The organism is Agarivorans sp. D1326, from assembly GCF_056958115.1.
The window spans coordinates 520,120-544,630 of record NZ_JBTWEN010000002.1 but is presented as its reverse complement, the minus strand read 5'-3'; the positions used below and the strand labels follow the sequence as shown (position 1 = coordinate 544,630).

Annotated in this window: 21 protein-coding genes; 12 read left to right on the top strand and 9 right to left on the bottom strand. The window is 44.7% G+C overall.

Features of this window, described 5'->3' with window-relative positions; genetic code table 11:
• Positions 1-6: 6 nt before the first annotated feature.
• Complete coding sequence (locus ACYFDN_RS06335; protein WP_483510411.1) at positions 7-1,086, bottom strand: BMP family ABC transporter substrate-binding protein; 1,080 nt, start codon at positions 1,084-1,086, stop codon at positions 7-9.
• A gap of 289 nt (positions 1,087-1,375) precedes the next feature.
• Positions 1,376-4,618 (bottom strand): RICIN domain-containing protein, encoded by a 3,243-nt coding sequence (locus tag ACYFDN_RS06330; RefSeq protein ID WP_483510409.1) that lies wholly within the window; start codon positions 4,616-4,618, stop codon positions 1,376-1,378.
• Between the two features lie 659 nt (positions 4,619-5,277).
• Between ACYFDN_RS06330 and ACYFDN_RS06325 the strand changes: the two genes are divergently transcribed.
• From ACYFDN_RS06325 to ACYFDN_RS06300, 6 genes are all read left to right on the top strand, one after another.
• Positions 5,278-6,666, top strand: coding sequence for a nucleobase:cation symporter-2 family protein (locus ACYFDN_RS06325; protein WP_483510407.1), 1,389 nt, complete (start codon positions 5,278-5,280; stop codon positions 6,664-6,666).
• A 192-nt stretch (positions 6,667-6,858) separates the two neighbouring features.
• Positions 6,859-7,362, top strand: a complete 504-nt coding sequence (locus ACYFDN_RS06320; RefSeq protein WP_483510406.1) for a hypothetical protein — start codon at positions 6,859-6,861, stop codon at positions 7,360-7,362.
• Between the two features lie 95 nt (positions 7,363-7,457).
• Positions 7,458-7,808 (top strand): putative quinol monooxygenase, encoded by a 351-nt coding sequence (locus ACYFDN_RS06315; protein WP_016400621.1) that lies wholly within the window; start codon positions 7,458-7,460, stop codon positions 7,806-7,808.
• 386 nt (positions 7,809-8,194) lie between these two features.
• On the top strand, positions 8,195-8,575 hold the full coding sequence (locus tag ACYFDN_RS06310) for a DUF6714 family protein (RefSeq protein WP_483510404.1): 381 nt from the start codon (positions 8,195-8,197) through the stop codon (positions 8,573-8,575).
• A gap of 85 nt (positions 8,576-8,660) precedes the next feature.
• Positions 8,661-9,209: a hypothetical protein gene (locus tag ACYFDN_RS06305; RefSeq protein WP_483510403.1), complete on the top strand. Its 549-nt coding sequence runs from the start codon at positions 8,661-8,663 to the stop codon at positions 9,207-9,209.
• Positions 9,210-9,371: 162 nt separating this feature from the next.
• Complete coding sequence (locus ACYFDN_RS06300) at positions 9,372-9,620, top strand: hypothetical protein (RefSeq protein ID WP_483510401.1); 249 nt, start codon at positions 9,372-9,374, stop codon at positions 9,618-9,620.
• A gap of 372 nt (positions 9,621-9,992) precedes the next feature.
• Here ACYFDN_RS06300 and ACYFDN_RS06295 read toward each other — a convergent pair whose 3' ends face one another.
• Both ACYFDN_RS06295 and ACYFDN_RS06290 read right to left on the bottom strand, forming a co-directional pair.
• Entirely contained in the window at positions 9,993-10,703 is a 711-nt protein-coding gene (locus ACYFDN_RS06295; protein ID WP_483510400.1) for a substrate-binding periplasmic protein, read from the bottom strand.
• A gap of 209 nt (positions 10,704-10,912) precedes the next feature.
• A complete protein-coding gene (locus tag ACYFDN_RS06290) occupies positions 10,913-11,701 on the bottom strand; it encodes an SDR family NAD(P)-dependent oxidoreductase (protein WP_483510398.1) in 789 nt (262 codons plus the stop codon).
• Positions 11,702-12,255: 554 nt separating this feature from the next.
• On the opposite strand from ACYFDN_RS06290, the gene ACYFDN_RS06285 reads away from it, so the two are divergent.
• Positions 12,256-12,687, top strand: coding sequence for a GNAT family N-acetyltransferase (locus tag ACYFDN_RS06285; RefSeq protein ID WP_483510397.1), 432 nt, complete (start codon positions 12,256-12,258; stop codon positions 12,685-12,687).
• A 56-nt stretch (positions 12,688-12,743) separates the two neighbouring features.
• Here the strand turns inward: ACYFDN_RS06285 and ACYFDN_RS06280 are convergent, their stop codons facing one another.
• The 5 genes from ACYFDN_RS06280 to ACYFDN_RS06260 form a co-directional block, all read right to left on the bottom strand.
• Entirely contained in the window at positions 12,744-13,229 is a 486-nt protein-coding gene (locus ACYFDN_RS06280; protein WP_483510396.1) for an N-acetyltransferase family protein, read from the bottom strand.
• Positions 13,230-13,271: 42 nt separating this feature from the next.
• Positions 13,272-14,951, bottom strand: a complete 1,680-nt coding sequence (locus ACYFDN_RS06275; protein ID WP_483510395.1) for a bifunctional metallophosphatase/5'-nucleotidase — start codon at positions 14,949-14,951, stop codon at positions 13,272-13,274.
• A gap of 84 nt (positions 14,952-15,035) precedes the next feature.
• The gene (locus ACYFDN_RS06270; RefSeq protein ID WP_016400612.1) at positions 15,036-15,965 is read right to left on the bottom strand and encodes an ABC transporter permease; all 930 of its coding nucleotides are present in this window, start codon (positions 15,963-15,965) and stop codon (positions 15,036-15,038) included.
• The gene (locus ACYFDN_RS06265; protein WP_483510393.1) at positions 15,965-17,071 is read right to left on the bottom strand and encodes an ABC transporter permease; all 1,107 of its coding nucleotides are present in this window, start codon (positions 17,069-17,071) and stop codon (positions 15,965-15,967) included. The genes ACYFDN_RS06270 and ACYFDN_RS06265 overlap by 1 nt, the downstream gene beginning before the upstream one ends.
• Entirely contained in the window at positions 17,064-18,614 is a 1,551-nt protein-coding gene (locus tag ACYFDN_RS06260) for an ABC transporter ATP-binding protein (RefSeq protein ID WP_406608905.1), read from the bottom strand. Before ACYFDN_RS06260 ends, ACYFDN_RS06265 begins: the two co-directional genes overlap by 8 nt.
• Positions 18,615-18,891: 277 nt before the next feature.
• Between ACYFDN_RS06260 and ACYFDN_RS06255 the strand changes: the two genes are divergently transcribed.
• The 5 genes from ACYFDN_RS06255 to ACYFDN_RS06235 all read left to right on the top strand — a co-directional run bounded on the left by ACYFDN_RS06255 (position 18,892) and on the right by ACYFDN_RS06235 (position 24,413).
• Positions 18,892-19,521 (top strand): TetR family transcriptional regulator C-terminal domain-containing protein, encoded by a 630-nt coding sequence (locus ACYFDN_RS06255; protein WP_483510392.1) that lies wholly within the window; start codon positions 18,892-18,894, stop codon positions 19,519-19,521.
• Between the two features lie 74 nt (positions 19,522-19,595).
• On the top strand, positions 19,596-20,993 hold the full coding sequence (locus tag ACYFDN_RS06250) for an 8-oxoguanine deaminase (protein ID WP_483510390.1): 1,398 nt from the start codon (positions 19,596-19,598) through the stop codon (positions 20,991-20,993).
• Between the two features lie 8 nt (positions 20,994-21,001).
• Positions 21,002-21,898 (top strand): allantoinase PuuE, encoded by an 897-nt coding sequence (gene puuE / locus ACYFDN_RS06245; protein ID WP_483510389.1) that lies wholly within the window; start codon positions 21,002-21,004, stop codon positions 21,896-21,898.
• Between the two features lie 251 nt (positions 21,899-22,149).
• Entirely contained in the window at positions 22,150-23,355 is a 1,206-nt protein-coding gene (locus tag ACYFDN_RS06240; protein WP_483510388.1) for an N-acetyltransferase DgcN family protein, read from the top strand.
• Complete coding sequence (locus ACYFDN_RS06235; RefSeq protein WP_483510387.1) at positions 23,352-24,413, top strand: alanine/ornithine racemase family PLP-dependent enzyme; 1,062 nt, start codon at positions 23,352-23,354, stop codon at positions 24,411-24,413. The genes ACYFDN_RS06240 and ACYFDN_RS06235 overlap by 4 nt, the downstream gene beginning before the upstream one ends.
• Positions 24,414-24,511: the final 98 nt, after the last annotated feature.

Genomic DNA, 24,511 nt, shown 5'->3' with positions numbered 1-24,511 from the left:
TTAGGTTTACTTAGGAATCGTTGCGTCGATGCCTTCTACGTACCACATCACACCCGCTAGCTCTTGGTCGTTAAGCGTTTTACCCGCTGGGATCACCTCTTTACCGCTGTTGTCTTTCATTGGACCGGTAAATGGATGAAATTCGCCCGATTTAATCTTGGCTTCAGTTTCGCTAATGGCGGTTTTTACGTCGTCGGGCAGGGCTGGGTTAACCGAAACAATTTGCAGAATGTTTTCTGCAAAACCACCCCAGTAATCTTCTGGCTTCCAAGAACCAGCCATTACTTCTTCTACCGTGCGAATATAATGCGGTGCCCAAACATCACGTACCGAGAACATATGTGCAGTAGGGGCAAATTGGCTCATGTCTGAAGCTTGACCAATGCCCATTACGCCGCGCTTCTCGGCGGCAATAAGTGGTGCAGGGCTGTCGGTGTGCTGCAGAATAATGTCTACGCCTTGGTCCATAAGGGCGTTGGCGGCGTCTGCTTCTTTACCTGGATCGTACCAAGTATTTACCCACACAATTTTAATTTGCACGTCCGGGTTTACACTTTTTGCGCCTAAGTACACCGAGTTAATGTCACGGATCACTTCCGGAATGGGGAACGAGGCAATGTAACCAATCACATTGGTTTTGGTGGTCATGCCAGCGGCCACGCCTGATACATAACGGCCCTCGTAGGTACGCAATACATAAGTAGATACGTTTTTGCTGCGTTTGTAGCCGGTAGCGTGTTCAAAGGTAACTTTAGGAAAGCGTTTAGCGGCCTTGATTGTTGGGTTCATAAAACCAAAAGACGTTGTGAAGATAACGTCGTGACCTGATTTGGCCAACTGGGTAATCACTCGCTCTGCATCTGCGCCTTCAGGAACGTTTTCTACAAAGGTGGTACTAACTTTTCCGCCAAAATGCTGCTCCATCTCAATTCGACCTTGGTCGTGTTCATAACTCCAACCGTGGTCTCCTACAGGGCCAACATATACAAAGCCTACTTTTAGTGGCTCGTCGGCAGCCATGCTAACTGGTGCTATTAAGGTGGTTACAGCAAAGGCTGCAGCACTTATCCATTTATTTAGTTTCATTTAGAACTCCGTTTCTTGGAATGGCGGTTAGTTAAAAAATTGAAGTAGCAAAAAGCTGGCCACTTGGTCATGTTTTTTGATTTAAGTCAATAAATCCCAATTTCACAAGCTTTGTTGAGTTTAGTTGAAGGAATTGTTAATGCGACGGTTTTAAATGAATGATTGTTTGTGGTGCAGCAAACGCTAGCTACGCACCAATGTTAGGCGATTTTGCGTGGTAAATGATTAGGGTAGGCGAGGTGTAAAAAGAAAAAAGAGCCGCGCAAAGCGGCTCTTAAACCTTACTGGTTTATTCTATAAAGCGGAGAAGTTGGTTAGCTTGGTTACCACAATTCCATTGCTGAATGCTGGCTTGGTTAGTGCTAGCGGCATTTTTTACATCAATACATTTTGCGGAAGGTTTAGCACGCAGCTCAAACCAACCATCTTGTTGTTCAACTAACTGCCAAACTTGGTTTGGGTTGTTGTTATCACAAGAATACTGCTGCAATTTTCCACCATTGGCGGTGGTGCCACTGGCTAGGTCGACACATTTGTTGCTCACCTTAGCTTTAATGGTGTACCAGTTGTCTCCGAGAGGCGTAAACAAAAAACGTTGGTTGTCGTTTTGAGTATTACAGGTCCATTGGTGATATTGACTACCGTTAGTGGTTTTGCCACCTGCTACGTCCATACATTTGGCGCTGTGTTTAAATTGCAGGTTAGTCCAAGTGCTCGGTGCAGTAAGTGCGTCACTTATAACGCTTACATTGTTTACTTGGTTAGTGGCTAAGTTACTGTGCCAATCGGTTCCTAATGGGCGGATACTGTTTTTAACGGTATAGGTGTTGGCGGCCTGTGCCACTTCATCAAGTTCAACGGTAAGTTGTACGCTGCCTTCACCTGCTTCTACTTGCTCGGTAGCTTGAGCCAACCATTGATTGTTCAGCCATAGCTCAACCACTACGTCACGCTGTTGAGTCGCGCTGTAGTCAACCGTAAATTGATAGCTTTGAGCCTGCAGCAACTCGGTAGAAGGCATCACCAGCTTGGTTGTGTCTTCACTAGGAAGGTCGCTAACAATTTCAATATTGCTAATCTGCTCGAAATCAAGATTGTCTTGCCACGATGTACCGCTTGGGCGAATAGAGCCTTTAAGCTTGTAGCCTTGGCTACCTGCGGCCGGTGCGGTGCTAAGATCAATAGTGACTGAGGTAGTGCCCGAACCAGGAGGCACACTGGTTTTGCCAGAGGCTAACCAGTTTTGTTCATCCCATAACTCTACAACCAAGTCACGTTGTTGCATGGCCGAGTAATCAAGCTTAATGGTGTATTGCAGAGCGCTAGTGAGTTCTTGGTAGCTTTCTACAAACACGATTTGGTCGTAGTTTGCGCCGCTGTCACTTTCAATCACAATATCGTTGATTTGGGTTTGTTTGATAATGCTAGCAACATCGCCACCTTGAGGGCGAATATTAGCCTTTATGATGTAGCCAGTTTCGCCAGATACCGTTTCATTTGCCAAGGTAACATCTATGGTTTTAGTACCTTCTCCAGCAGCTACGTTAACAGTTGTGCCCGCTAGGTAACTTTGGTCTTTCCAAATGGATACGGTTAAGTCACGGCTTTGGCTGGCGCTGTAATCCAGCGTAACGGCGTAATTTTTACCCGGTGCTAGGCTGTCGATGGTGTTGGCAAAGCTTACTGCATCTTGGGTTACAGCAGCGTTACTTTGGTTGTTCACCTCTAAGACTACCGAGCTTACCCGACCATCTGAATCGGGGAAGGTTATGCTAACAACGTTGTTTTTACTCAGTAAATTGTTGGGTACTGGGATATGCAAAGCGCCAAAAAAGTCATCGCGCGAGCTTTGATCGCCACCTTTCCAGTTATTCGGAACCGTTAGCGCAGTACCGTTTATTTTCACGACTGGCTTTTTCGATTTGTTGTGTTTACGACCAATACTCACTTTTAGGTTTGAAGTACCTTGGCCGGCACTAACGTTGTTAATCGCAAAGTTAAGCGCTTTGTTGGCAGAAATGGTTTGTAAGTTAGTGGTGCTGTAATAGCTGTTTACATGTAGCGTGTTGTCTAGGTCGATGTTTTGATTAAAGCTGTATTGCAAAACAACCGTTTCGCCAGCAATTAAGCTCAAGCTACTTGGAGCATTTACATTGCTGTTGTCTTGATAAACTGGAGCAGCATTTGGGTAAATTTTTAACGATTTCTTAGCTACCTTATTGATGCTACCTAAGCTGCTTACAAAATCTAAACTAACTTGCTCGGTATTCTCAGACAAACTATTAAGCGCAACGTACGCTTTGTTGCCGTCTACAAACGCTTGTACTTGAACATCTGGATTGGAACTTTGGCTTTTAACTCGAACCCCTTTTACATCTGACCATAGTTGGTAGAAGTGAATACGTGGGGTCCAGAAGAAGCGGGTAGGTTTGCCGTTAACAATACTGCTTGGGTCGGGGCGAGTAATTACTGCGCCGTATGGTTCCCAGTTGTTTGCGGCATTGTAATGCCAGCTAGCTTTACCGGTAATAAAAGGAATAGAAGTTAGTAAGCGGTCTTGGCGGTCTAACAGCTGGAATAACATGTTGTTGATAGAACGAACCGATTGCACGCTAGCAATGTCGCTGTAGGTGTCGCCGTAACCTTTTTCAATGCCACCATATTCGGTAATGGCCAGCGGTTTAACCTGTGCCCATTTGTGGTAGCTGTAGCTTTCAACTAAATCTAAAATCGCGTCCAAGTTGCTACCAGAGCGTTGGCTATTTGCGCCAGTTACGTTTACGCCATCGTATAAATGTACCGAAAAGGCATCCATGTATGGGCCTGCGCTATCCATGAACATTTTCATGCGGGTATCAAAGTGTCTAAAATCCCACAATTCCATCGACGGCCAAGCACCGGCATAACCGATCACTTTGGTATCAATGTTTTCTTGGTCAAACTTTTTACCAATTTGCTTGAACAGCTCAGTAATTTTAGATCGTGCTAGATCGGCATCGATCCCAAACTCACCGGCATGTACAAAGGGCTCGTTAATTGGCTCATAAAAAATCGGGCGAGTGCTGTCATCGAAGTAGTGTTTAAAGTAGTTGGCTGCCCACTCGGCGGCTTTTACAGGGTCTTGATTGGCTGCAAATGCGTTTCGCGGATGGTCGGTAACAATGTAGCGATTCGAGAAATAAGCATAGTTGTTGTGGTTTTTGGTGCTACTAATGTTTTTGGCGCCATTGGTTTTAGCGGTGGCTTCGTTAGGGTAGGAGTCATGCCCTTTATGGGCCGAAAACGGGCTCCAAAAGCCGCGGCCAAAGCCTGCGTTTAGATCGTTAGTTAAGTATTCAAGCTCATCATTGGTAACTTGGTTTTCTGAGTGGGTGGTATGTAGGTTAAAGTATTTTTCGCGATCTAACTGAGATTCGCCGCCAATAAACTTTTGGGTGTTTAAGTCGATGCTTACGCTAGTGGCTGCGTAGGCGCTACTAGTCAACAGACTAAAGCATGCACCAACCAGCGCAGAGGCTGTGGATAATTGCATTTATTTCTCCATGATAGTGTTTTAAAAACATGTGGCATGGGTGTTAGTTAAATGTTTTGCTGATGCCTTAGCTTAGTTAGCTAATTATTGGCGGCAACAAATCTAGTTTGCGCAATGTAACACTCATATCATCCTGATATTGCTAAGCTTTGTCCCTTCACTTTATTACTTGCTTGTTTATTAAGGGGCACTTAAACCAAAACTGGTTGGGCAAGATACTAGAGCAGCATCAATTGACATTTAAATTAAGAATTAAATTTATCATTAAGCTGTGAGCCTTATCACGTTAATATCTCGGATTAGCGCGAGCCTGTCGCTAATGAAAGACAGTTATCTCACTGTTATTTAAGGATTTTGATTCGTACTGCCAGTCAAGAGTAAAACGCTAAATCGGCGCATTTTATGTGCTGCTCCGCATTGGTAGTTGCTGGTGCACGTATTGGTGAGAGCGCACCAATTAAACGCGTAATGATATGAATGTTGCTAGCTCGTTGAGCGATGGTTTATTGGCAATATTTCCAGCCTAAGTGATTGAATAAATGATAGTTGTTGTAGGGTGTTTGTTGCTAAAAGGTAAATTGGCAAGTTCCTTGCGTTATTAATCTGACCTAGTGGTCAGATATCTGCTTGTGATATAGCGAAATAACAGGGAGTAAAGCATGAGTGCAAATAAGGAAAAAGCGATACCAAAGGAGTTGTTGTACCAACTAGAGGAGAGACCAGCGGTAGCAGAAGCATTTTTTGCTGGGCTACAACATGTATTGGCATGTTTTGTTGGCGTGATAACCCCAACCTTGATTATTGGGGGCGTATTAGGCTTAGGCTCGCACATTCCCTACCTGATTAGCATGGCGCTCATTGTATCTGGCGTTGGAACCTTCATTCAGGCAAAAAGGTTAGGCCCTATTGGCGCAGGCATGATTTGTGTGCAAGGTACCAGCTTCGCTTTCTTAGGCTCGATATTAGCGGCAGGCTTTATCGCTAAAAGCCAAGGCGGCGGTCCCGAAGAGATATTGTCGCTAATATTTGGCGTTTGCTTTTTGGGTGCTTTTATCGAGATTTTCTTATCGCAAATGCTGGTGAAAATGAAGAAAATCATCACGCCATTGGTGACTGGAATAGTGATTACCATCATTGGTATTTCGCTGATAAAAGTAGGCATGACCGATTTGGCGGGGGGCTTTAAAGCCGCCGATTTTGGTAGCTTACAAAACCTAGGCTTAGGCTTCACTGTGTTGGCAATTATTATTGCTTTAAACCGTTCGGCAAACCCTTGGCTGCGCCTCTCATCAATTGTTATTGGCTTGCTCGCTGGTATGTTAATCGCGCTATTTATGGGGAAAGTAGACTTTTCTTCGCTAGGCTCACAACCTTGGGTGAGTATTCCTATTCCCTTTAAATATGGTTTTAGTTTTGACTGGGTAGCCTTTCTTCCTATTGCGCTTATCTACTTTATTACGGCAATAGAATCGGCTGGCGATATTACCGCTAACTGCGCTATCTCGCAGCAAGAGATTAAAGGAGACAGCTACTTAAAACGAGTGCGTGGCGGAGTGCTAGCCGACGGCGTTAACTCCTTAATTGCCGCTGTTTTTAATACTTTTCCAAACACTACCTTTAGCCAAAATAATGGAGTGATTCAACTAACCGGCGTAGCCAGTCGGTATATTGGTTATTACATTGCACTAATACTCGTGGTACTGGGACTATTCCCCATATTAGGCGCTGTTTTACAGCAAATTCCTAAACCGGTGCTAGGCGGAGCCACCTTGGTGATGTTTGGTACAGTGGCGGCAGCGGGGATTAAAATTATTGCTAGCGAAACACTTAATCGCCGCAAACTACTTATTATGGCAGTGTCTTTTGGGGTAGGTTTAGGCGTGACAATGGTACCCGACCTATTACAACACGCGCCTAAATTGGTTCAAAACATCTTTGGTTCAGCAGTTACCTCCGGTGGTTTAGTCGTTATCTTGCTTAGTTTGTTATTACCTGAGCAGCCATCTTCAGTTGCGGCTCAACTCAAACCGAGTACGCAACAATCATAGAATTAATGAGCCTTAGAGTTTACTTGTATAATTAACTTAGCTTTGGCAGAATGCGGGCAGGTGCTAAGGGGCGCCTGCCCGCCAAGAGGAACTCACCCTTAAGCACATGCTTAGTTACACATCATTACGACACTGTATGTCATTCTGAATATTGTTTTGCGGGGAACAACTTAAGTATTTAGGAGCATAGAGATGTTATCTGCCGTTGAAGAACTGAAAATTCGCAGTAAAATTTTGCTTAAACAGCGCCATACTGCCGATTCCCCATTAGCAAGTTTAGCTAAAGACAAATCACCACAACTAAAACATGCCTTGTTGTATGTAGCGCGAGAAGCGGGCTTTAAAGACTGGCAACACGCCCAAAGTGTATTGTCGTGTCAGCACAAGCAAACCATGCAACAAGATAGCGGCAAGTTTTGGTACTCGCCTGCTTGTATGGCTTTGCTTAATCATTGGTGCGCCAATTATCCCGAGGCTCTGGCTCTGCAAGCCAAGCAGGGAGGGGTAATTCTTCCTTATAAAAGCCAATATGTAGTGGCCAACGCAAGTTATATTGAGGCTTTGGGTTTATCACCCAAAGATCCACTATGGGAACCGCTGGAATATAACTGGTGTGAAGGTTCGTCTGCGCTGCGTCAAGAGTTAGCTTACAAGCGCTTGTTGGCAATGCAAACACAGCGCTATAAAGCTTGCTAATAGCCAATTAGTTGCAGCGTTTGCCCGCACAAAGGCTTATTATTGATATTTTTAAGAATGGCGAGCTCAGCTCGCCGCTTTATTAAGGAAGCCTTATGTCTAAAAAGATCTATTGCATTGCCATGTTTAAACCTAAAGCCGGTAAGCAAAACGAGCTGTTTAAAGTATTACAAGCGTTAGAGCCAAACACCTTGCGCGAAGATGGTTGTATTCAATACACGGTTACACGCCAAATTGACAACCCTTTTGCTCAGGGCACTGGTTATCCCATCGCCTTTCAAGAGATTTGGGCGGATAAAGAAAGCTTTGAAGCACACTGCCAACGCAAAGAAATTAGTGAGTTTTTTCAAACCCATTGTGTTGCAGAAACAGGCTTAGTAGAAGATTCAAATGTTTGTGTTTACAGCGACGAAGCAGAAGATTTTGACGCGCCAGTATTTGCTTAGTCTTAAGTAGATAAGAGCGCCGATAGAGCGCTCTTGTTGCTCAACGATAGGTTTCTTCATCAGTGAGAACTGAAGCTATAAGCTAACTCGTAGTTGCCCCACACGTGTTACAGCTCCCAAAAAACTACTCTTAATAAACCTGTGCATCCTTAGTATCTCTACTTTTGTGGACAAAGCACTGAGCTTATATACATATAAATGGTGATTCCTTCTTTCCACAAAGGCTTGCATTCTTTCGTGCTGATGCTTTTGTTATTTTTCGAGCTAGGTGGCTGATGTAGCTTAGGAAAGGTGATAATCTGGGTTTTATCAAATGTATGATAAGAGGAAAAATCCCTTGTTTAAACAAGGAATTTTTCCTCTTAATAAGTTGTTAGGCACCACTAATGAAAGCTGAAGAGCGCCTCATCCAGCAAATTTCGTCCTCATTCGATATGAGTGAAGTGATCACCGATGAGTGGATATCATCAAACGAATACTTGTTCGAAGAAGTTGATGCGGAAGAAGCAACGAAGTACTTACCGCACTATATGAACTATGTACTGCGCAATTTCAGAGTTGAGCCACAGTCCATGGTGTACATACAGCTTTTGTTTACTTTAAACGAGTACAGCAAGTGCAAACACGCTGAAGGGTTATGGCTCTTACTTAATGCAGCCCAAAGGAAGTCAGTAATGTCATTCCTTGGCCACCTACTGAACAATCAACCCGGAAACATAGACTTCGAACAGCTATCAAAAATAATCGAACGGTGGCGTAGTGCCTAACAAGTGTAGCCAGGCACGCCGCAAAAAACGCGGCTGGACTCCCGTCGCGAGCGCCGGTCGCCCCAGCTACAAGCGTTAGAGTGCAATGATGAAGTGTAGAAGTTGCTGCGAATTCATTAAAGAATCATCAATTATTGATGAAATTGAGTATTTCGTATGCCCTGCGTGTGGTGAAACTATTGAAATTGACATGAGCCCTAAGAAATTAGGTTTGAATATCCTCCATAGAAAGGGAAGTGATAATACTCGTGAAAGTTATTCTTCTGACTTCATGATAAATGGACAATCACTTTTAGCTGATATAGTAAGAAACGCGGGCGGGCGAGGTGATTTCCTTGGCTGTTTTGCAAGAGGCTGGGATAATTTGAATGATCACAGCTTAAAACAACTTTTACTACAAGCACCACCTGAAACTGAATCGGGTCGAAGCCTAATTTATGTTTGCCCTGAGTGCGCTGATTTAGGTTGTGGTGCTTACGGGTGCAAAATCACTAAAACTGACAATGAGTATATCTGGAGTGACTTTGCATACGAGAATGGGTACGAAGAACCGGAAACAATTCACGGGATAGGCCCTTTTATATTTAGCGTTACAGAATATGAAAACGTGATTAATCGTGCATTTGCACTCTAACAAGTCAATTAACTACGAGCCTACGGCGCCGGACGCAGAAAAGCTGCGCCGGTTATTGAGGCGTTGGTATGACTTTTAATTAAGCATTTTTACAAATAAATTGAATTAGCAAGTGGCAGCTGTCTGTATAATGGTAAAGATTTGAAGATTAGGTATTTAGATATGAAATTAACAATTACATTGCTATCAGGTTTGCTAATGTGCGCTCCAGCTATGGCAAGCAACGTCATTTGCTCAAAATCCGGTACAGAGCATAGTACACTCAAGGCGATCGCTTGGAATACAGAATCTCGCATCGCAACATTAAAAACAACTACTGGCGATGAGCTAAAAGGAATAGTTACTGCTATTAGAGATCATAGTAATGGAAAAAAAGTGAATATGCTCTTCGAACACAAGTCTCCTTATTAAGGTGCTGATAAAACTGAATTTGTTGTTTTTCCTGTTTCACGCTCACATCGCGCAATTGGTGTTACGTATGCTGAGGTTGAAGGCTCGATTTTGTTAGATACCTCTCAGGGTAATACAGAAGTAAGTTGTATGGAGCTATAAACATAACAAATTGCTTACGAGTGACAGCTAACCACTACCATTTTATGTTCGGTTGAGTTTAGTGATTACGGCGGCGTTGCTTGTTTTTTGTGTTGGTTAGCTGCACCTTAGAAGGCGTTAATACTGAATATGTCTAGCTTGGGTTTACCCAAAGTATCACAGCATAAATTACTTTCCTAACACGTTTATGTCCAAAACAAGCTAGTTAAAACTGATAACTCTAGCCCCTTACTATTCGCTGTATATCACCAATGACTCTTCCGGTAGGCACTGGCTAGCTGCTTGATTGAAAGCATTAATAAATCCTGGGTTTTCATTTAAGTAGGTGTTGCCAAAATAAACTGCGATGGGCTTGCTTACTACCACTTGGCGGTCGATATAGGCGCTGCGATTAGTTTTCTCGGTAAGTTTTAGCATCGCTGCCTCGTTAGCCAAAATGATGTCGGCTCGATCGCGTATTAATCCTTCTAGCAACATTTCCGGTTCAACGGGTCGATAGGCTACTTTCACGCCTTTTGCCTTTAGCCATCGCGCCATGTTTGACCCTAGGTAAGCCCCCACGCGTGCGTTCTTTAAGTATTCGTCATCGATCGGTTGGTTAATAACATCTGCTAAATAAAAATACGCCCAGTTTTGTTTGCCAATAAAGCGGCTGGCTGTAGCGTAACTGTCACGCTCAGCATTTTGGGAACGCGCATAAAAACCATCTAATTGGCCTCGCTGGGTCATTGATTGGGCTCTCGCCCAAGGCAAAAAGTCGATGCTATATTCCACGCCCATGCTCTCTAATGCGCAGACCACCACTTTATCGAAGGGGCCTGCGGGCTTTCCATCTTGTGGCCAGGTATAAGGGGGACGATCTTGAGTGCCCAAGTGAATGGCTTGAAAAGCTAAACTAGGCAGGGATATAAAAAGTAGGCCAAAGAGAATGTTGCGTATCATGAGGAACCATTTGTATTAACTATTACCTCAAAAGCATAGTGCAGCTCGGTGAGCTTTTCATAAATTTTAAGCGGGTAGGTAAGCGATTTAAATGTAAGTTATCCAGACTGCTTGGCTATGTATTTTGACCACCAAGTTTCCCCAGGGGTTAAAAAGTAAAACGCCACTGTGTTAGTGGCATTTTAAAGGCGCTTAAGTTGCTTTAATTATTAGATGAGTGTTTCAATTAACTCAACAATTTGGCCAGATTTTTGGGCGTTTAGCGCATCGGGGTGGGGTGAGGCAAATTGGCCGATGTCGTTGTCAAAATATAGGCCGGCAGCATCATTAAATTCTTCCGACAAGCTGGCTCTTACTAGTATATCTGCACCAATGCTTAAATCGCCGCCAGCAATACCATAAGCGTCTTTCACCATTTTGCTGCCAAGTAGCGATTTAGGGTTAACCGATACGACGATTGGGCCACTGTCTTTTAGCGCTAAGCCCAATTCGCGAGACCACATGGTAAGTGCGAGCTTGCTTTGCGCATAAGCAGAGTTGTCACTAAGTTGGCGATTGCCTTTTAGCGCGTCTAAATCTACTGTGGCTTGGGCAGCAGATGATAGGTTCACAACACGACCACTTTTACCCATTAAAGGAAGTAATGCTTTGGTGAGCTTGTATGGGGCGAGGGTGTTTACTATAAAGCGTAAATCTTGCCCTTGAGCATTGCGTGGCTCGGGGATGTTAAATACCCCGGCATTGTTAATCACTACATCTAAACTGCTGTACTTGCTCGCTACTTGTTTGGCTAGCTCATCAACTTGCTCAAGCTTGGACAGGTCGGCTACAAAGGTATCTACTTGTGCACCATTCACGCTCAATTGATTTTTAACTGACTCGAGTTTGGCTGGGTTACGGCCATGAAGCAGCACCTTATGACCCTGCTCTAGCAATTGCTTGGCGGTAACTAAACCAATGCCGTCGGTTGCACCGGTAATTAAAATGGTTTTGCTCATGTGCTTGATACCTATCTTAAAATTGAAAGCCTAAAAGCGAATGCCTTAAGTTGTTTTAAATAGTAGATGTTGAACCTAGCAACTACAACGGCTGTTAATGAGAAACAGTTTTTAGATTTTGTTAATAATTACCTAGGGTTTGTTGATCTTTGGTGTTGAAATTTTGTTCGAGATAAGCGGGCTTTAATCGCGGCGAGCACTTAGAAGCCTAGTGGGCTAAGCAAGAAGTGCTTAACAAAGAGTAAAGCTCGCTTATCCGAACCCTTTGGGCGGCATTTCTTAGCCATTTATTCAGCGTTAGCGAGTGATTAATAAGCCCACTTAACTGCACACTCACGGCCTTGCCTAAATGGCTAATACATTGCTGCAAAAACCATCAGCAAAGATCAACAGACCCTAGTTAAATAAACCACTAATAAGCGCTGGTGGTGGTTATCTAGCAAACTCTATTCAAGTACATGTAAATGAATTTAGCTTACTTGCATAACCGAGAGCGTTACACTTACTCGCTGAATAAATAGTGGTGTTGGTTCAGTTTAAAGCTGGGGGAAGTAATGGCTAAATTTGAGTTTTCGACAGGGGCTTTAGCACCAAATCTTAACTCCGCCTTGGCTGCAGGGTTTGAAGAGCATAGTCAATCACAAGACGCGCCGGCGTATCACAAGCAGCGTTTAAATTGGACGCTGCAAAATGCAGAGGGAAAACTTATTGCTGCGCTAACCGCAGACCTACTGTGGGATTGGTTATACATAGACGAGCTGTGGGTAGACGATAGCTGCCGCGGCCAAGGCATGGGCCAGCAGCTTATACAGCAAGCCGAAGACTATGCCAGAGATAAAGGCCTTAGTGGTTTATGGTTGTGGACCCAAAGCTGGCAAGCACCCGCGTTTTATAAGCGTTTAGGGTTTAGCGAGTTTACCCGTTTTGACAACTTTCCTACTGGGCACAGCAGAATAGGTTTAAGAAAGGCAATTGCTAAAGATTAAGCTACCAAAAAACTGCAAGATGTAAGCAGGCAGGTTATGGGTGCCTCAATTCAAATTTAATCACTTAATTGTTTGTGCATGATTAAGCTGTCTACATAACCTAACTTAGGGTGTAAGTAGGCCTTTGGAATGGTGCCAATAGTTGCAAAGCCGAGCTTGTGCCAAAGCGCAATAGCAACGATATTAGTGGCAACTACAGAGTTAAACTGCATAGCTTTAAAACCGAGCTCTAAGGCAATATCTTGAGAGTGTTCGCACAGCTTACGCGCAATGCCTTTACCACGCGCTGTTTCGCTTACCATGTAACCGCAGTTACAAATATGCTTGCTGGGGCCCATGGCGTTGGGTTTGATGTAATAAGTCCCTAAAATTTGCTGGTTGTGTTCAAACACAAAGCTTTTTAGCGGCAACTCGCACCAAAGCTGAAAGGCTTGTTGTTCGCTCAATTCTGGATCAAAAGCGTAACTTTGCTGCGCTTGTATTATCGCCTTAAAGCTTGGCCAAAATGCACTAAAGTCGGCTTGGGTCATGGCTCTAATCACTGGCGTTTTCCTTTTCACTTAGTCAATTTAGTACGATTGGTATTAAACCAAATATTGTTTGCTACTGGCAAAGGCAACAAAGCTGTCGCTCATGCTGAGCTCTAAATCGTGATGATCCCAGCTGTTTAATAATGCGTGGTAGCCTTCTTTTCCTGCCAAGGTGTAGGCGGAAGAAACGCCGCGATAAACCCGCTGGGGCTGCAAAGCTTGCCAGCCTTGCTCATCTTCAAGTTGTATTTGGCTAACGCGCTGCCCCAGAGGTTTGTAGGCTTGGTAGCTATAACGCAGTTTGTAAAAGTAGGGAAAGCTGCCATCTCCAGTACCCATTAAACCATTGTTAGTGGCATTGTTAATGGCACCTTCAATGGCCCTGGCTAAACTTTCGCCCTTAATTAAATAACTCATTAAGGTTATTTCGAAGGGCAGTAAGCGTCCACAAATATCAGCCTTACTCAACGGGCCTGCTTTTAGCGATACGCGAACGCCGCCAGCATTGTGCATGGCAAAGTCGGTTGGATGCTTGGCAGCAGAGGCTTGGTAAAATCCTTGGCAAATCAGCGGCGCAATTTCACTGCCATTGGGTAGATCTTTATTAGGCATTCTACTATGGCGTAAAGGCTGGGTGAGCTTGGTCACTATTTGGCTTTTCATTTGTTCAACCGCTGGACGATATTGCTGATTGATGATCTTACTGATTTGCTGATCATCAGAGCACTTTAATAGCCCCGGTGCAGCAGCCAAGTAGTCGCTAATGATACGGCGAGTTTCATTGCAAACTATCTGCCCGTTTTGTCTGGCTTGCCAGTTATCATCGATAAGAAACTGGGTCCCGCCTTCAAGCTCAATAACCTTGCCATTCTTATCAAAGTGTAAGCAGCTTAAACCTATGGATTCTGCATGTTTACCAGCTTGTAGTAACAAGCAGCCATTCTGCCATTGTCCGTTATTGCCGGTACTTGCTAGCCCCAAATGGCCAAACTCACCGGTTAATGTGTGTGAGTGACCACCAACAATCACACTTATGCCAGTTACGGCTTTGGCTAAGGCAATGTCGCCGTCATAGCCCAAATGGCTAAGTATGACGATGTGATTTACGCCTTGTTGCTTTAAGTGCTTAACCGTGGCTTGGGTGGTTTCGATGGCGTTCAAAAAATGGCAGTCGGCATCGGGGCAACCAATGTTGTGCATCTGGTCGTGAGTGATGCCTACTATGGCTAATTGCTGGTCGCCTAAGGGCTTAAGCAGATAGTTAGCAATAGCCAGCTCGTTGTTGTAGTAATACAGATTGTTATGGGGCGCTAAAGGTAAATGCTTTTGCTGATCTTCTTGGCTTAAATCCATGTTGCCGGCAAGACAGGGGAAGTTAACCTGATCAACAAATTTAGACACCGGAGCATTGCCAAGATCAAACTCATGATTGCCGATGGTCATAGCATCTACCGACATCAAATTGAGTAAATGAGCGTTAGCTTCACCTTTAAACTGGCTAAAATACAAACTGCCTTGAAAGCTATCACCAGCGTGTAAAAACAGGCTTGAGCTATTATTTTGTGTTGCCAAGGCGTGGTGTTGTTTTACCGCTGTAGCTAACCTTGCATACCCGCCGCAGTACGCGTCTACTTGGTAAACCTCTTGGTTTATGGTGACTTCAAAGTGAACCAAAGTAGGCTCAAAATGAGAGTGGGTATCGTTGATGTGAGCAAGGTACAGCGAATAAGTCATGACTACTCCAAACTAGCGGGCAAGCATAATACGTTAGTTTGCTGGCTAGCTTGAAGTATTTGCTTCAATAAATTGGCCTGCTTATTAATGACGGCGAGCGTCAAAGGGTTTAGCTAGGCTCATTGGGGCCGCTAATTTCTGGCGAATTGGGTTGGCGCTAATCATAACCATTACCACAATAGTTGCCACGTAAGGCATCATCGCTAGTAGGTTAGGCGATATGGTAAAACCTATGCCTTGCATCACTAAGTGCAAAATAGAGGCTGCTCCAAACAGGTAAGCGCCTACCATTAAATAACCTACACGCCATGATGCAAACACCACTAACGATAACGCTATCCAGCCTCGGCCGGCAGTCATGTTTTCCATCCACATTGGGGTATAAGAAAGCGACATATAAGCGCCAGCTAAACCGGCCATTGCGCCGCCAAACAGCACCGCAATATAACGAACTTTTATTACCTTAATGCCAAGAGCATTGGCAGAATAAGGGTTTTCGCCCACGGCGCGCAAGGTTAAACCTGCGCGGGTTTTATTCACAACCCACCAAGTTATTGCCACTAAAGCAAAACTGCCATATACCAAAATGTCATGCTGAAATAGCAAGGCACCAAGCATTGGAATATCACTTAATAAAGGAATTGAAATTGCCTTAAAACCGTTAATGGTAGAGCCAACTAAACTTGCACCTAAGAAAGCACTTAAACCGGTGCCAAAAATGGTTAGTGCTAAGCCAGTTGCCACTTGGTTAGTATTAAGGTTTAGCGAGAGTAGCCCAAATATGCCTGCCATTAACATACCTGCAATCACCGCTAGCAATAAACCTAAGGCTAAGTTGCCAGTAAAGTAGGCACCGGCAAAGCCTGCCATAGCGCCCATTAACATCATGCCTTCTTGGCCTAAGTTAAGTACGCCTGATTTTTCACATATTAGCTCGCCTAGCGCTACTAATAGCAAGGGTGTTCCGGTTTTAATTGCTGCTACCAATATTTGTTGCAGTAGTTCCATGTCCATTATGCAGCTCCTTGCTTAGCACTAGATGAAGAGGGTTGCGCTACGCCCGCGCTGGGCTGCCAGACTATTTTGTAATGAATGAGAAAGTCACAAGCGAGTAAGAAAAACAGCAGTACACCCTGGAATAAACCAGTGATGGCAGTGGGCATACCTAGTTCTATTTGGGCTAAATCGCTGCCCATGTATAAAGTACCCATGAAGAATGCGGCGAAAATAATGCCAAAGGGATTTAGCCTGCCAAGGTAGGCCACAATAATGGCGGCGTAACCATAGCCCGGAGACACCTGTGGGATGAGCTGACCAATTGGGCCAGTTACTTCTGCAACGCCAGCAAAACCTGCCAGTGCGCCTGCGCTTAGCATTACGCTCCACACAATAAACTTGCTGCTGTAACCTGCGTAACGCGCAGCGGGTTGGTCGGAGCCAAATACTCGCAGCTGAAACCCAGGTAAGGTGCGATACAAAATGATCCCTGAGCCAATAGCAAATACCACCGCCAAGAGAATACTAATGGAAGCGCGACCATCCTCCATTATGGTCGGCAGCAATACACTGTCGGCAAAAATGGCTGACTCTGGGAAACCAAATCCGTCTGGGTCAATTAAAGGACCATGCACGCCCCACAGCAGCAAATACAAGCCAATGTAGTTGAGCATGATGGTGGTAAGAATAAGGTTGGTGTGGAATAGCTGATGCAGCAGAGTAGGGATGGCCGCCCAAAGCATGCCAGCTAATGCCCCTGCTGCGAGAGTAACCAATAACCACCCATAGCCACTTTGCTCATTGGCTTGCAGCGCAAAATAGCTGCCCACTAATGCGCCAACCAGCAACTGGCCTTCTGCGCCAATGTTCCAAATATTGGCTTTGTAACACAAGGCTAAACCCGTAGCACAAAGCAGTAAGGGAGTGGTTTTTACCATTAACTCGCCTAAGTTATAGCTATCACTTAGCGGGTCGATGATAAACACTTTAAAGGCGGTGGCTGGGTTTATATCTAGGGCCCAAAACATCACACTAGACACCAACATGGTGAGAACAATAGCGATGAGTGGCGAGAGCCAAGACATTAACTTTGATGACTCTAAACGGGCTTGAGTTTTAAGCATACGCTTGGCCTCCTTGCTCGCTATCGTTATGGACAAACCCACCGGCAATCCATTTGCCAATTTCTTCTATATTGGTTTGCTCGGTATGCACCGCCGCAGAAAGTTGCCCCTCATATAAGGCGGCAATGCGATCGGAGATCATAAACAGCTCATCGATATCCTCTGACACCACCAAAATAGCAGCACCTTTATCGCGAAGTTCAATCAGTTGGCGATGAATTGCGCTGGCTGCGCCAATGTCTACGCCCCAGGTCGGGTGAGCACAAATCAAAATTTCTGGATTTTGGTCTACTTCTCTACCAATAATAAACTTTTGTAGGTTGCCGCCCGATAAGCTCTTAGCTTGGGCGTGAGCGTTATGACACTTAACGTCATTTCGATGAATAATGGTTTTGGCGAGCTCCACCACTTTGTGCGGCAAAATTAGCCCTTTGCTTACCAAGCCCTTGCGCGCGCTGGTAAGCAAGGTATTGTCGGCCAAACTCATCTCTGGCACTGCGCCTTGGCCTAGGCGGTCGGTGGGTACATAACTCATACCTAGCAAGCGGCGCTCGCCAGCATGTAATTTACCCACTTTGCGTTTACCAATTAAAATGCTGTCGGCTGCCGCGCGAGTATCTTCGCCGCTAAGCGCTTCGAGTAAGTCTTCTTGGCCATTACCAGCAACCCCGGCAATACCTAAAATTTCGCCGCGATGCAGACTTAAGTTCACCTTATTTAGGCCTGTACCGAAGGGATTGGTGGGTGGCACGCTCAAATTACTCACTACCATTAACTCGTCTGAGCCAATGCGTTTTTGGTAGCGTTCCGATAGTTGGGTATCGCTACCAACCATCATGCCAGCAATTGATTCTGGCGTTTCTTGTGAAGGGATACATTCTCCACTCACTTTACCGCCACGTAATATAACGGCGCGGTCACACAGCTCGGTCACTTCTTTTAGCTTGTGGCTAATAAACAAAATACTACAGCCCTGGCTTGCCAAGGTGCGTAATACTTTAAACAAACCGGCTACTTCCTGAGGAGTGAGTACCGAAGTGGGCTCATCTAAAATCAGTAGTTTTACGTCTTGTATTAAGCAGCGCAAAATTTCAAGCCGTTGGCGTTCGCCAATGCTTAGGTTATGCACGTAACGGTCGGGCTCAACCTTTAGCTCGTAGGCATTGCTTAGCTCAACGATCTTTGCTCGCAGCGCCGCGGCATCTTTAACTACACCAGCATCTAAGCTTAACGCTATGTTCTCTTGCACGGTGAGAGTTTCAAATACCGAGAAGTGCTGAAATACCATGCCAATGCCCATGGCTCTGGCCATGTTAGGCGAGCGTATTAATTGCTCTTTCCCTTTCCATAGCAGGCCGCCTTCATCTGGCTGAATCACTCCGTAGATCATTTTGACCAGGGTGGATTTCCCTGCGCCATTTTCACCTAGTAGCGCCAAGATTTCTCCTTCGGCTAAGTCTAGGCTTACTTTGTCGTTGGCAATTACGCCGGGGTAACGTTTTGTCACTCGCCATAACGACAACAAGCTTTGCTCTGGTTTCATTTTGCGTCCATTCGTTTATGCATTCTATCCGCTTGGCTGGTCTTACTGCATAAATCTGACCAACTGTTCAAGTTAAGCGCTGTAGCTAATAAGTTGCAATTGTTGGTTTTTTGTTGTGCTTTGATGGTGCGAAGTATGGCAAGTTTTGGCGCGTTATGGTGCGTTTATCGCTATTTTTAGTAAAGCAAACTTAGTGCTAGTGATTTATAAATTAATCATTAATAATACTTTGGTATAAAGTTTCGGCATTAAAGTTCAACAGGGAGAGTGGGTTAGCATGGCTAAAGCTACGGCAGGTCAAAGTGGCGCAATTAGAAAAAAGAATGAACGGCTTATTCTTAAAGCGGCAACCAATGAATTTGTAAAACACGGTTACCAAGGCACCTCCTTACAAGCCATTGCCGACAGAGCCGAGTTGCCCAAGGCTAACATTCTGTATTACTTCAAATCTAAACAAGGCCTATACAAAACCTTGCTCGAAGATATTGTAGATATGTGGAACGATGCCTTTGAAAACACCACCGCTAACGACGACCCTGAGCAAGCAATTAGTGCTTATATTCGCTCTAAAATGCGTTACAGCCGTAGCCACCCTAAAAGCTCTCGGATCTTTGCTATGGAAATTATCCAAGGTGCTCCTAACCTAAAGGGAAACTTACAATTTCCTGTTGTAGATTGGACTAAAAACAAATGTAGCTTGATTCAAGCTTGGGTCGACCAAGGCAAAATTGCAGCAATAGAGCCTTTATATCTGTTGTTTTTGATTTGGGGAGCTACTCAATTTTACGCCGACTTTGATACCGAAATTAGAATGATCAATGGTAAAACCTTAAGTGCAGAAGAGTTTGCCAAAGCCGAGCGAAACGTGATTGATATAGTTATTCGCGGGATTGGCTTAAAAAGCTAAAGCAAAAAGCTGAGTGCTTGGTCAGATTTTTGCTTATGCTTTAGCTACTATGCTAACAGGACAAGCACTAAGTCATGTCGCCACTCTCTAATCAAGCTCAACAAGCAAGCCAAACTCTTTGGATTAAAAATCCTTTAGCCGTATTTAGCGGAGCTATCAGCGGCCCCGATGCTGAGCGCGATTTGCGTGGTGGCATTGTGATTCAAGGAAGCCAAATAATTGAATGTATTGCAGCAGGGCAGCAGCCGGTTGCGGCAGTAGACCAACAACTCGACGCCAGTGATATGGTGTTGCTGCCTGGCTTAATTAATACTCATCACCACTTTTATCAAACCCTTACGCGCTGCTTACCGGCTGCAATTAATCAGCCATTATTTCCTTGGTTACAAACGCTTTACCCAATATGGGCTGGCCTTACTGCTAAGCACATCGAGGTTGCTACAGAGATTGCTTGTTGGGAGCTAATGTTGAGCGGCGCGACAACGGTGGCCGATCATCACTATGTATTTAATCATGCCTTAAGCGAGGCGATAGATATTCAAGCCGAGGTAGTAGGGCGCTTGGGAGTAAGGGCAACTTTAACTCGCGGTAGTATGAGTTTGTCACAAAAAGATGGCGGCTTGCCGCCAGACTCTGTAGTGCAAACCGAGCAGCAAATTCTTGATGATAGCATGCGTTTAATTAAGCGATATCACAGTGCTGAACAAGGCAGCATGCTTAACTTAGCGCTTGCGCCATGCTCCCCTTTTTCGGTGACCGAATCGCTAATGTGCGACACCGCTACTTTAGCCAAAGAACAAGGAGTACGACTGCATACTCACCTTGGTGAAACCATCGATGAAAACGATTTTTGTTTGAAAACACTAGGCATGCGACCGGTAGACTATTTGGAGCATTGCGGATGGCTAGGACCACAAACGTGGTTAGCGCATGGCATTCATTTCGACAAAACTGAAATTCAACGTTTAGGTGCTGCACAAGTTGGAATAGCACATTGCCCAACCTCTAACATGGTGCTGGCATCGGGCATTTGCCCAACTTTAGACTTAGCCAAAGCCGGTTGTAAGCTAGGCATGGCGGTAGACGGTTCAGCCTCTAACGATAGCTCTAATATGATTCAAGAGTTACGCCATTCATTAATGCAGCAACGCTTGCGTTATCGCGCCGATCAAATCACTCACCACCAAGTGCTTAATTGGGCAACACAAGGCAGCGCCGCGGTATTGGGGCGCGATGATATTGGCGTTATGGCGCCAGGTAAGCAGGCAGACATTGGTTTGTACAAGCTAGATGGAATTAATTTTTCGGGTGCTCACGACCCATTAGCCGCTTTGATTTTATGTGGTGCAAGCCAAGTGAGCAAACTGATGGTAGCGGGTAAGTGGATTATTGAAGACGCCGATGAAACCCGTGCCCAGCTAGAACAACTAAAATTACAGCATCACCAATTAGCCATTCAATTGGTGAACTAAGGATAACTATGAGCAACAAAAACTACCCTCGAGATTTAGTCGGTTACGGCCAAAACCCGCCCAAAGCAAACTGGCCAAACAAAGCCAAAGTTGCCCTGCAATTTGTGGTTAATTATGAAGAGGGGGGCGAAAATTGTGTATTACATGGTGATAGTCATTCCGAGAAGTTTTTATCGGAGATAGTTGGGGCAGAGGCGTATCCCGATCGCCATATGAGTATGGAATCCATATACGAGTATGGTAGCCGAGCGGGTTTTTGGCGCTTGCATCGTTTGTTTGTGAGCCAAGGGATCCCAGTAACTGTGTTTGCCGTTGCGATGGCCTTGCAGCGCAACCCGGAAGCGGTAAAAGCTATGTTAGATGCCAACTGGGAAATTGCCAGCCATGGTTTAAGATGGATTCACTATCAAGATTTTAGCGAGCAGCAAGAGCGTGAACACATAGAGCAAGCCATTGCTATTCATCAACAAACTACTGGCTCGAAACCTAAAGGCTGGTATACCGGCCGCACCAGCCCGCATACCCTAAAGTTAATTGCCGAACGTGACGATATTCTCTATTGCGCCGATAGCTACGCCGACGACTTACCTTATTGGGACAACAACTACAGTAAACCCTTGTTAATGGTGCCCTATACCCTAGACACCAACGACATGCGCTTTGCTACCCCACAGGGCTTTAACAGCGGCGATCAGTTTTACCAATATTTAAAAGATGCTTTTGATGTGTTGTATTTTGAAGGAGAAACCACGCCTAAAATGCTTAGCATTGGCTTGCACTGCCGAATCATCGGCCGTCCAGCAAGGTTTGCTGCGTTACAACGTTTTATTCAATATACCCAGCAGTTTGAAGGTGTTTGGTATGCCACCAGAGAGCAAATTGCAGAACATTGGGTGAATAAATAAAGGCCTATTGGGTATTTGTTTTTTTCTACTATAGTGAGCGCACAGCCTATTTCGTCTGGACCTTATCGGGGAGGCGAGATAGCTACATCTTCACCTCAAGGTCATGGTTTAAATTATCCCCCGCTTGAAGCCTGAAGTATGTTAGTATGTTTTTTCTCCCTACCGCTTAGTAGGGACTTCTTTTCTTTTCCGAACTAACATCTCGGCACTCCTTAGTCGCCCTTCTAAGCCTTATAAACAAGGCTTTAGTTATGTCCAACTCAACAGTAAATTTTCCAAATACATCTCAATTTAACAGTACTGAAGAATTAAACATTGGCGCAGACTCGATGGATTACGCAGCAGTTGCTCCGCTCTACGAATGCTTAACTCCCTTGGTACCTTCGGCCATTGTGTTTTGTGAAGGAAACTTTGGAAAAACCGATGGAAAAACTGCAAATGGCTTAGTCCGGCACTCGCAAAACTACCGAATACTGTCGGTTATTGATAGCCATTCTGCGGGCTTAGATTCTGGCGAAATGCTCGACAACAAGCCAAATGGTATTCCAATAGTCAGTGATATTATCGAGGCACTGAATCACGCAGAAACTATTCCTGACTACTTTATTTTTGGTATAGCGCCGTCAAGTGGCTTTTTATCTGACGCAGAGAAAGCAATCATTTTAGACGCTATGTCGCTGAACATGAATATTGTTAATGGTCTGCATGAGTTTTTAAATGATGATCCCATCTTCAAGAACGCAAGCATTGCCAATAACGTTCATATTCTCGATATTCGCAAACCCAAAAAGCAAGAAGATTTGCACACATTTAGTGGCAAGATACATGATGTTAGCTGCCCAAGAGTAGCGATAATGGGAACCGATTGCGCATTGGGAAAGCGTACTACAGCAACAATACTGGCAGAAGAGCTGAGGAATAAAGGCCTTAATGTGGTGATGATTGCAACGGGGCAAACTGGCATCATGCAAGGTGCAGCTTACTGCGTGGCTTTAGATGCAGTTCCGTCGCAGTTTTGCGCTGGAGAGTTAGAAGCGGTGGTACTTAAGGCTTACCAAAAAGAAAGCCCAGATATCATTATTATTGAGGGGCAAGGCGCTTTGAGCCATCCGGCATTTTCGACCAGCTCTTTCATTTTACGTGGCAGCTGCCCTACAGGAATTATCTTGCAGCATGCGCCTAAGCGTTTGTATCGCGTAGATTTTCCCTCTATGCCAGTACCTTCTATTTCATCTGAAATAAATCTCATAGAAACCTTTGCAAACACCTCTGTTATAGGCATTTCATTGAATCATGAGGGAATGTCTAGTGAAGAAATGGAGTCAGAAATCACCGCTTGCACCAAGGAATTTGACCTGCTGGTTACTGATCCTCTTACTCAGCCTAAGCAGAAGCTGGTGGAAATGGTGTTAATGGCTTACCCGCTATTAGCTCAAAAACTGGCCGACAGCGAGTGAGTTACCCAAGGTTAAACATTGATTGTTACAAAATACATCATAATGCTCAGCTGCTGATTAACCAGCTGGCGAAGAAAAACATTTCAGTTACCCCAGTTACTAAAGTGTGCTTAGGACACCCTGTAATTGCGAAGATTTTGATCGAGGCTGGGGCAAAGATGTTTGCCGATTCTAGAGTTGAAAATATCAAAAGAATGGCAGACTCGGGGATTAGCATTCCCAAAATGCTGATTCGCACCCCCATGCTTAGCCAGGCTGCTCAAGTTGTAAAATACTGCGATATTAGCCTCAACTCAGAAATTAAGGTTATTGAGAAGCTTTCCCAAGCAGCCTCCCACCTAAATTTAAACCACGGGATCATTATTATGGTTGAATTGGGCGATTTAAGAGAAGGGGTTATGCCGGAGCGAGTCATCAATTTTATGCGTAAAGTTGTATCGTTACCCAACATTACGATTAGGGGGATTGGAACAAACTTAGCTTGTCGTTATGGGATCGCACCCGATGATGAAAAAATGAAACTGCTATCTGAACTTGTGGATGAAGCTGAGAGCGATTTAGGGATCAAGCTTGATGTAATTTCCGGGGGGAATTCAGCATCAATTAATTGGGCTTTGGACAATGTAGAGCGAACTCGCATCAACAATCTGCGCCTTGGCGAAGCCATTTTCTTAGGCTGTGTGCCAGCCGAGCAAGCGCCTATAAAAGGGTTATATACTGATGCGATTACCCTAAGCGCAGAGGTGATAGAGGCGAAGGTTAAGCCCACTTTTCCTTGGGGAGAGCGAGGTATAAATGCCTTTGGCGAAAAAGAGTACGTTAAAGATAGAGGAGCTGTTGCTCAAGCCATTCTAGCCTTAGGGCGACAAGATGTTTGTGTTACAGGGCTTAAGTCACCTGATGGCATAAGGGTGGTTTCCTCGTGTAGTGACCATCTCATTGTTGAAGCCCCAAACGCGTCGCTAACGGTAGGGGAAAAAGTGACATTTGCACTTGAATACAGTGCTTTTTTGGCGTCAATGTCTTCTGCTTCAGTTGATAAAGTATTTAATAACTAGTCTATTCAACGTGAATCGCTACTGAGTTCTACACGTGCGAGTTAGTTCTAATACCTATGCTTTAAAGATGGGGGGAACTGGTACTTAAAAAGCAGCAC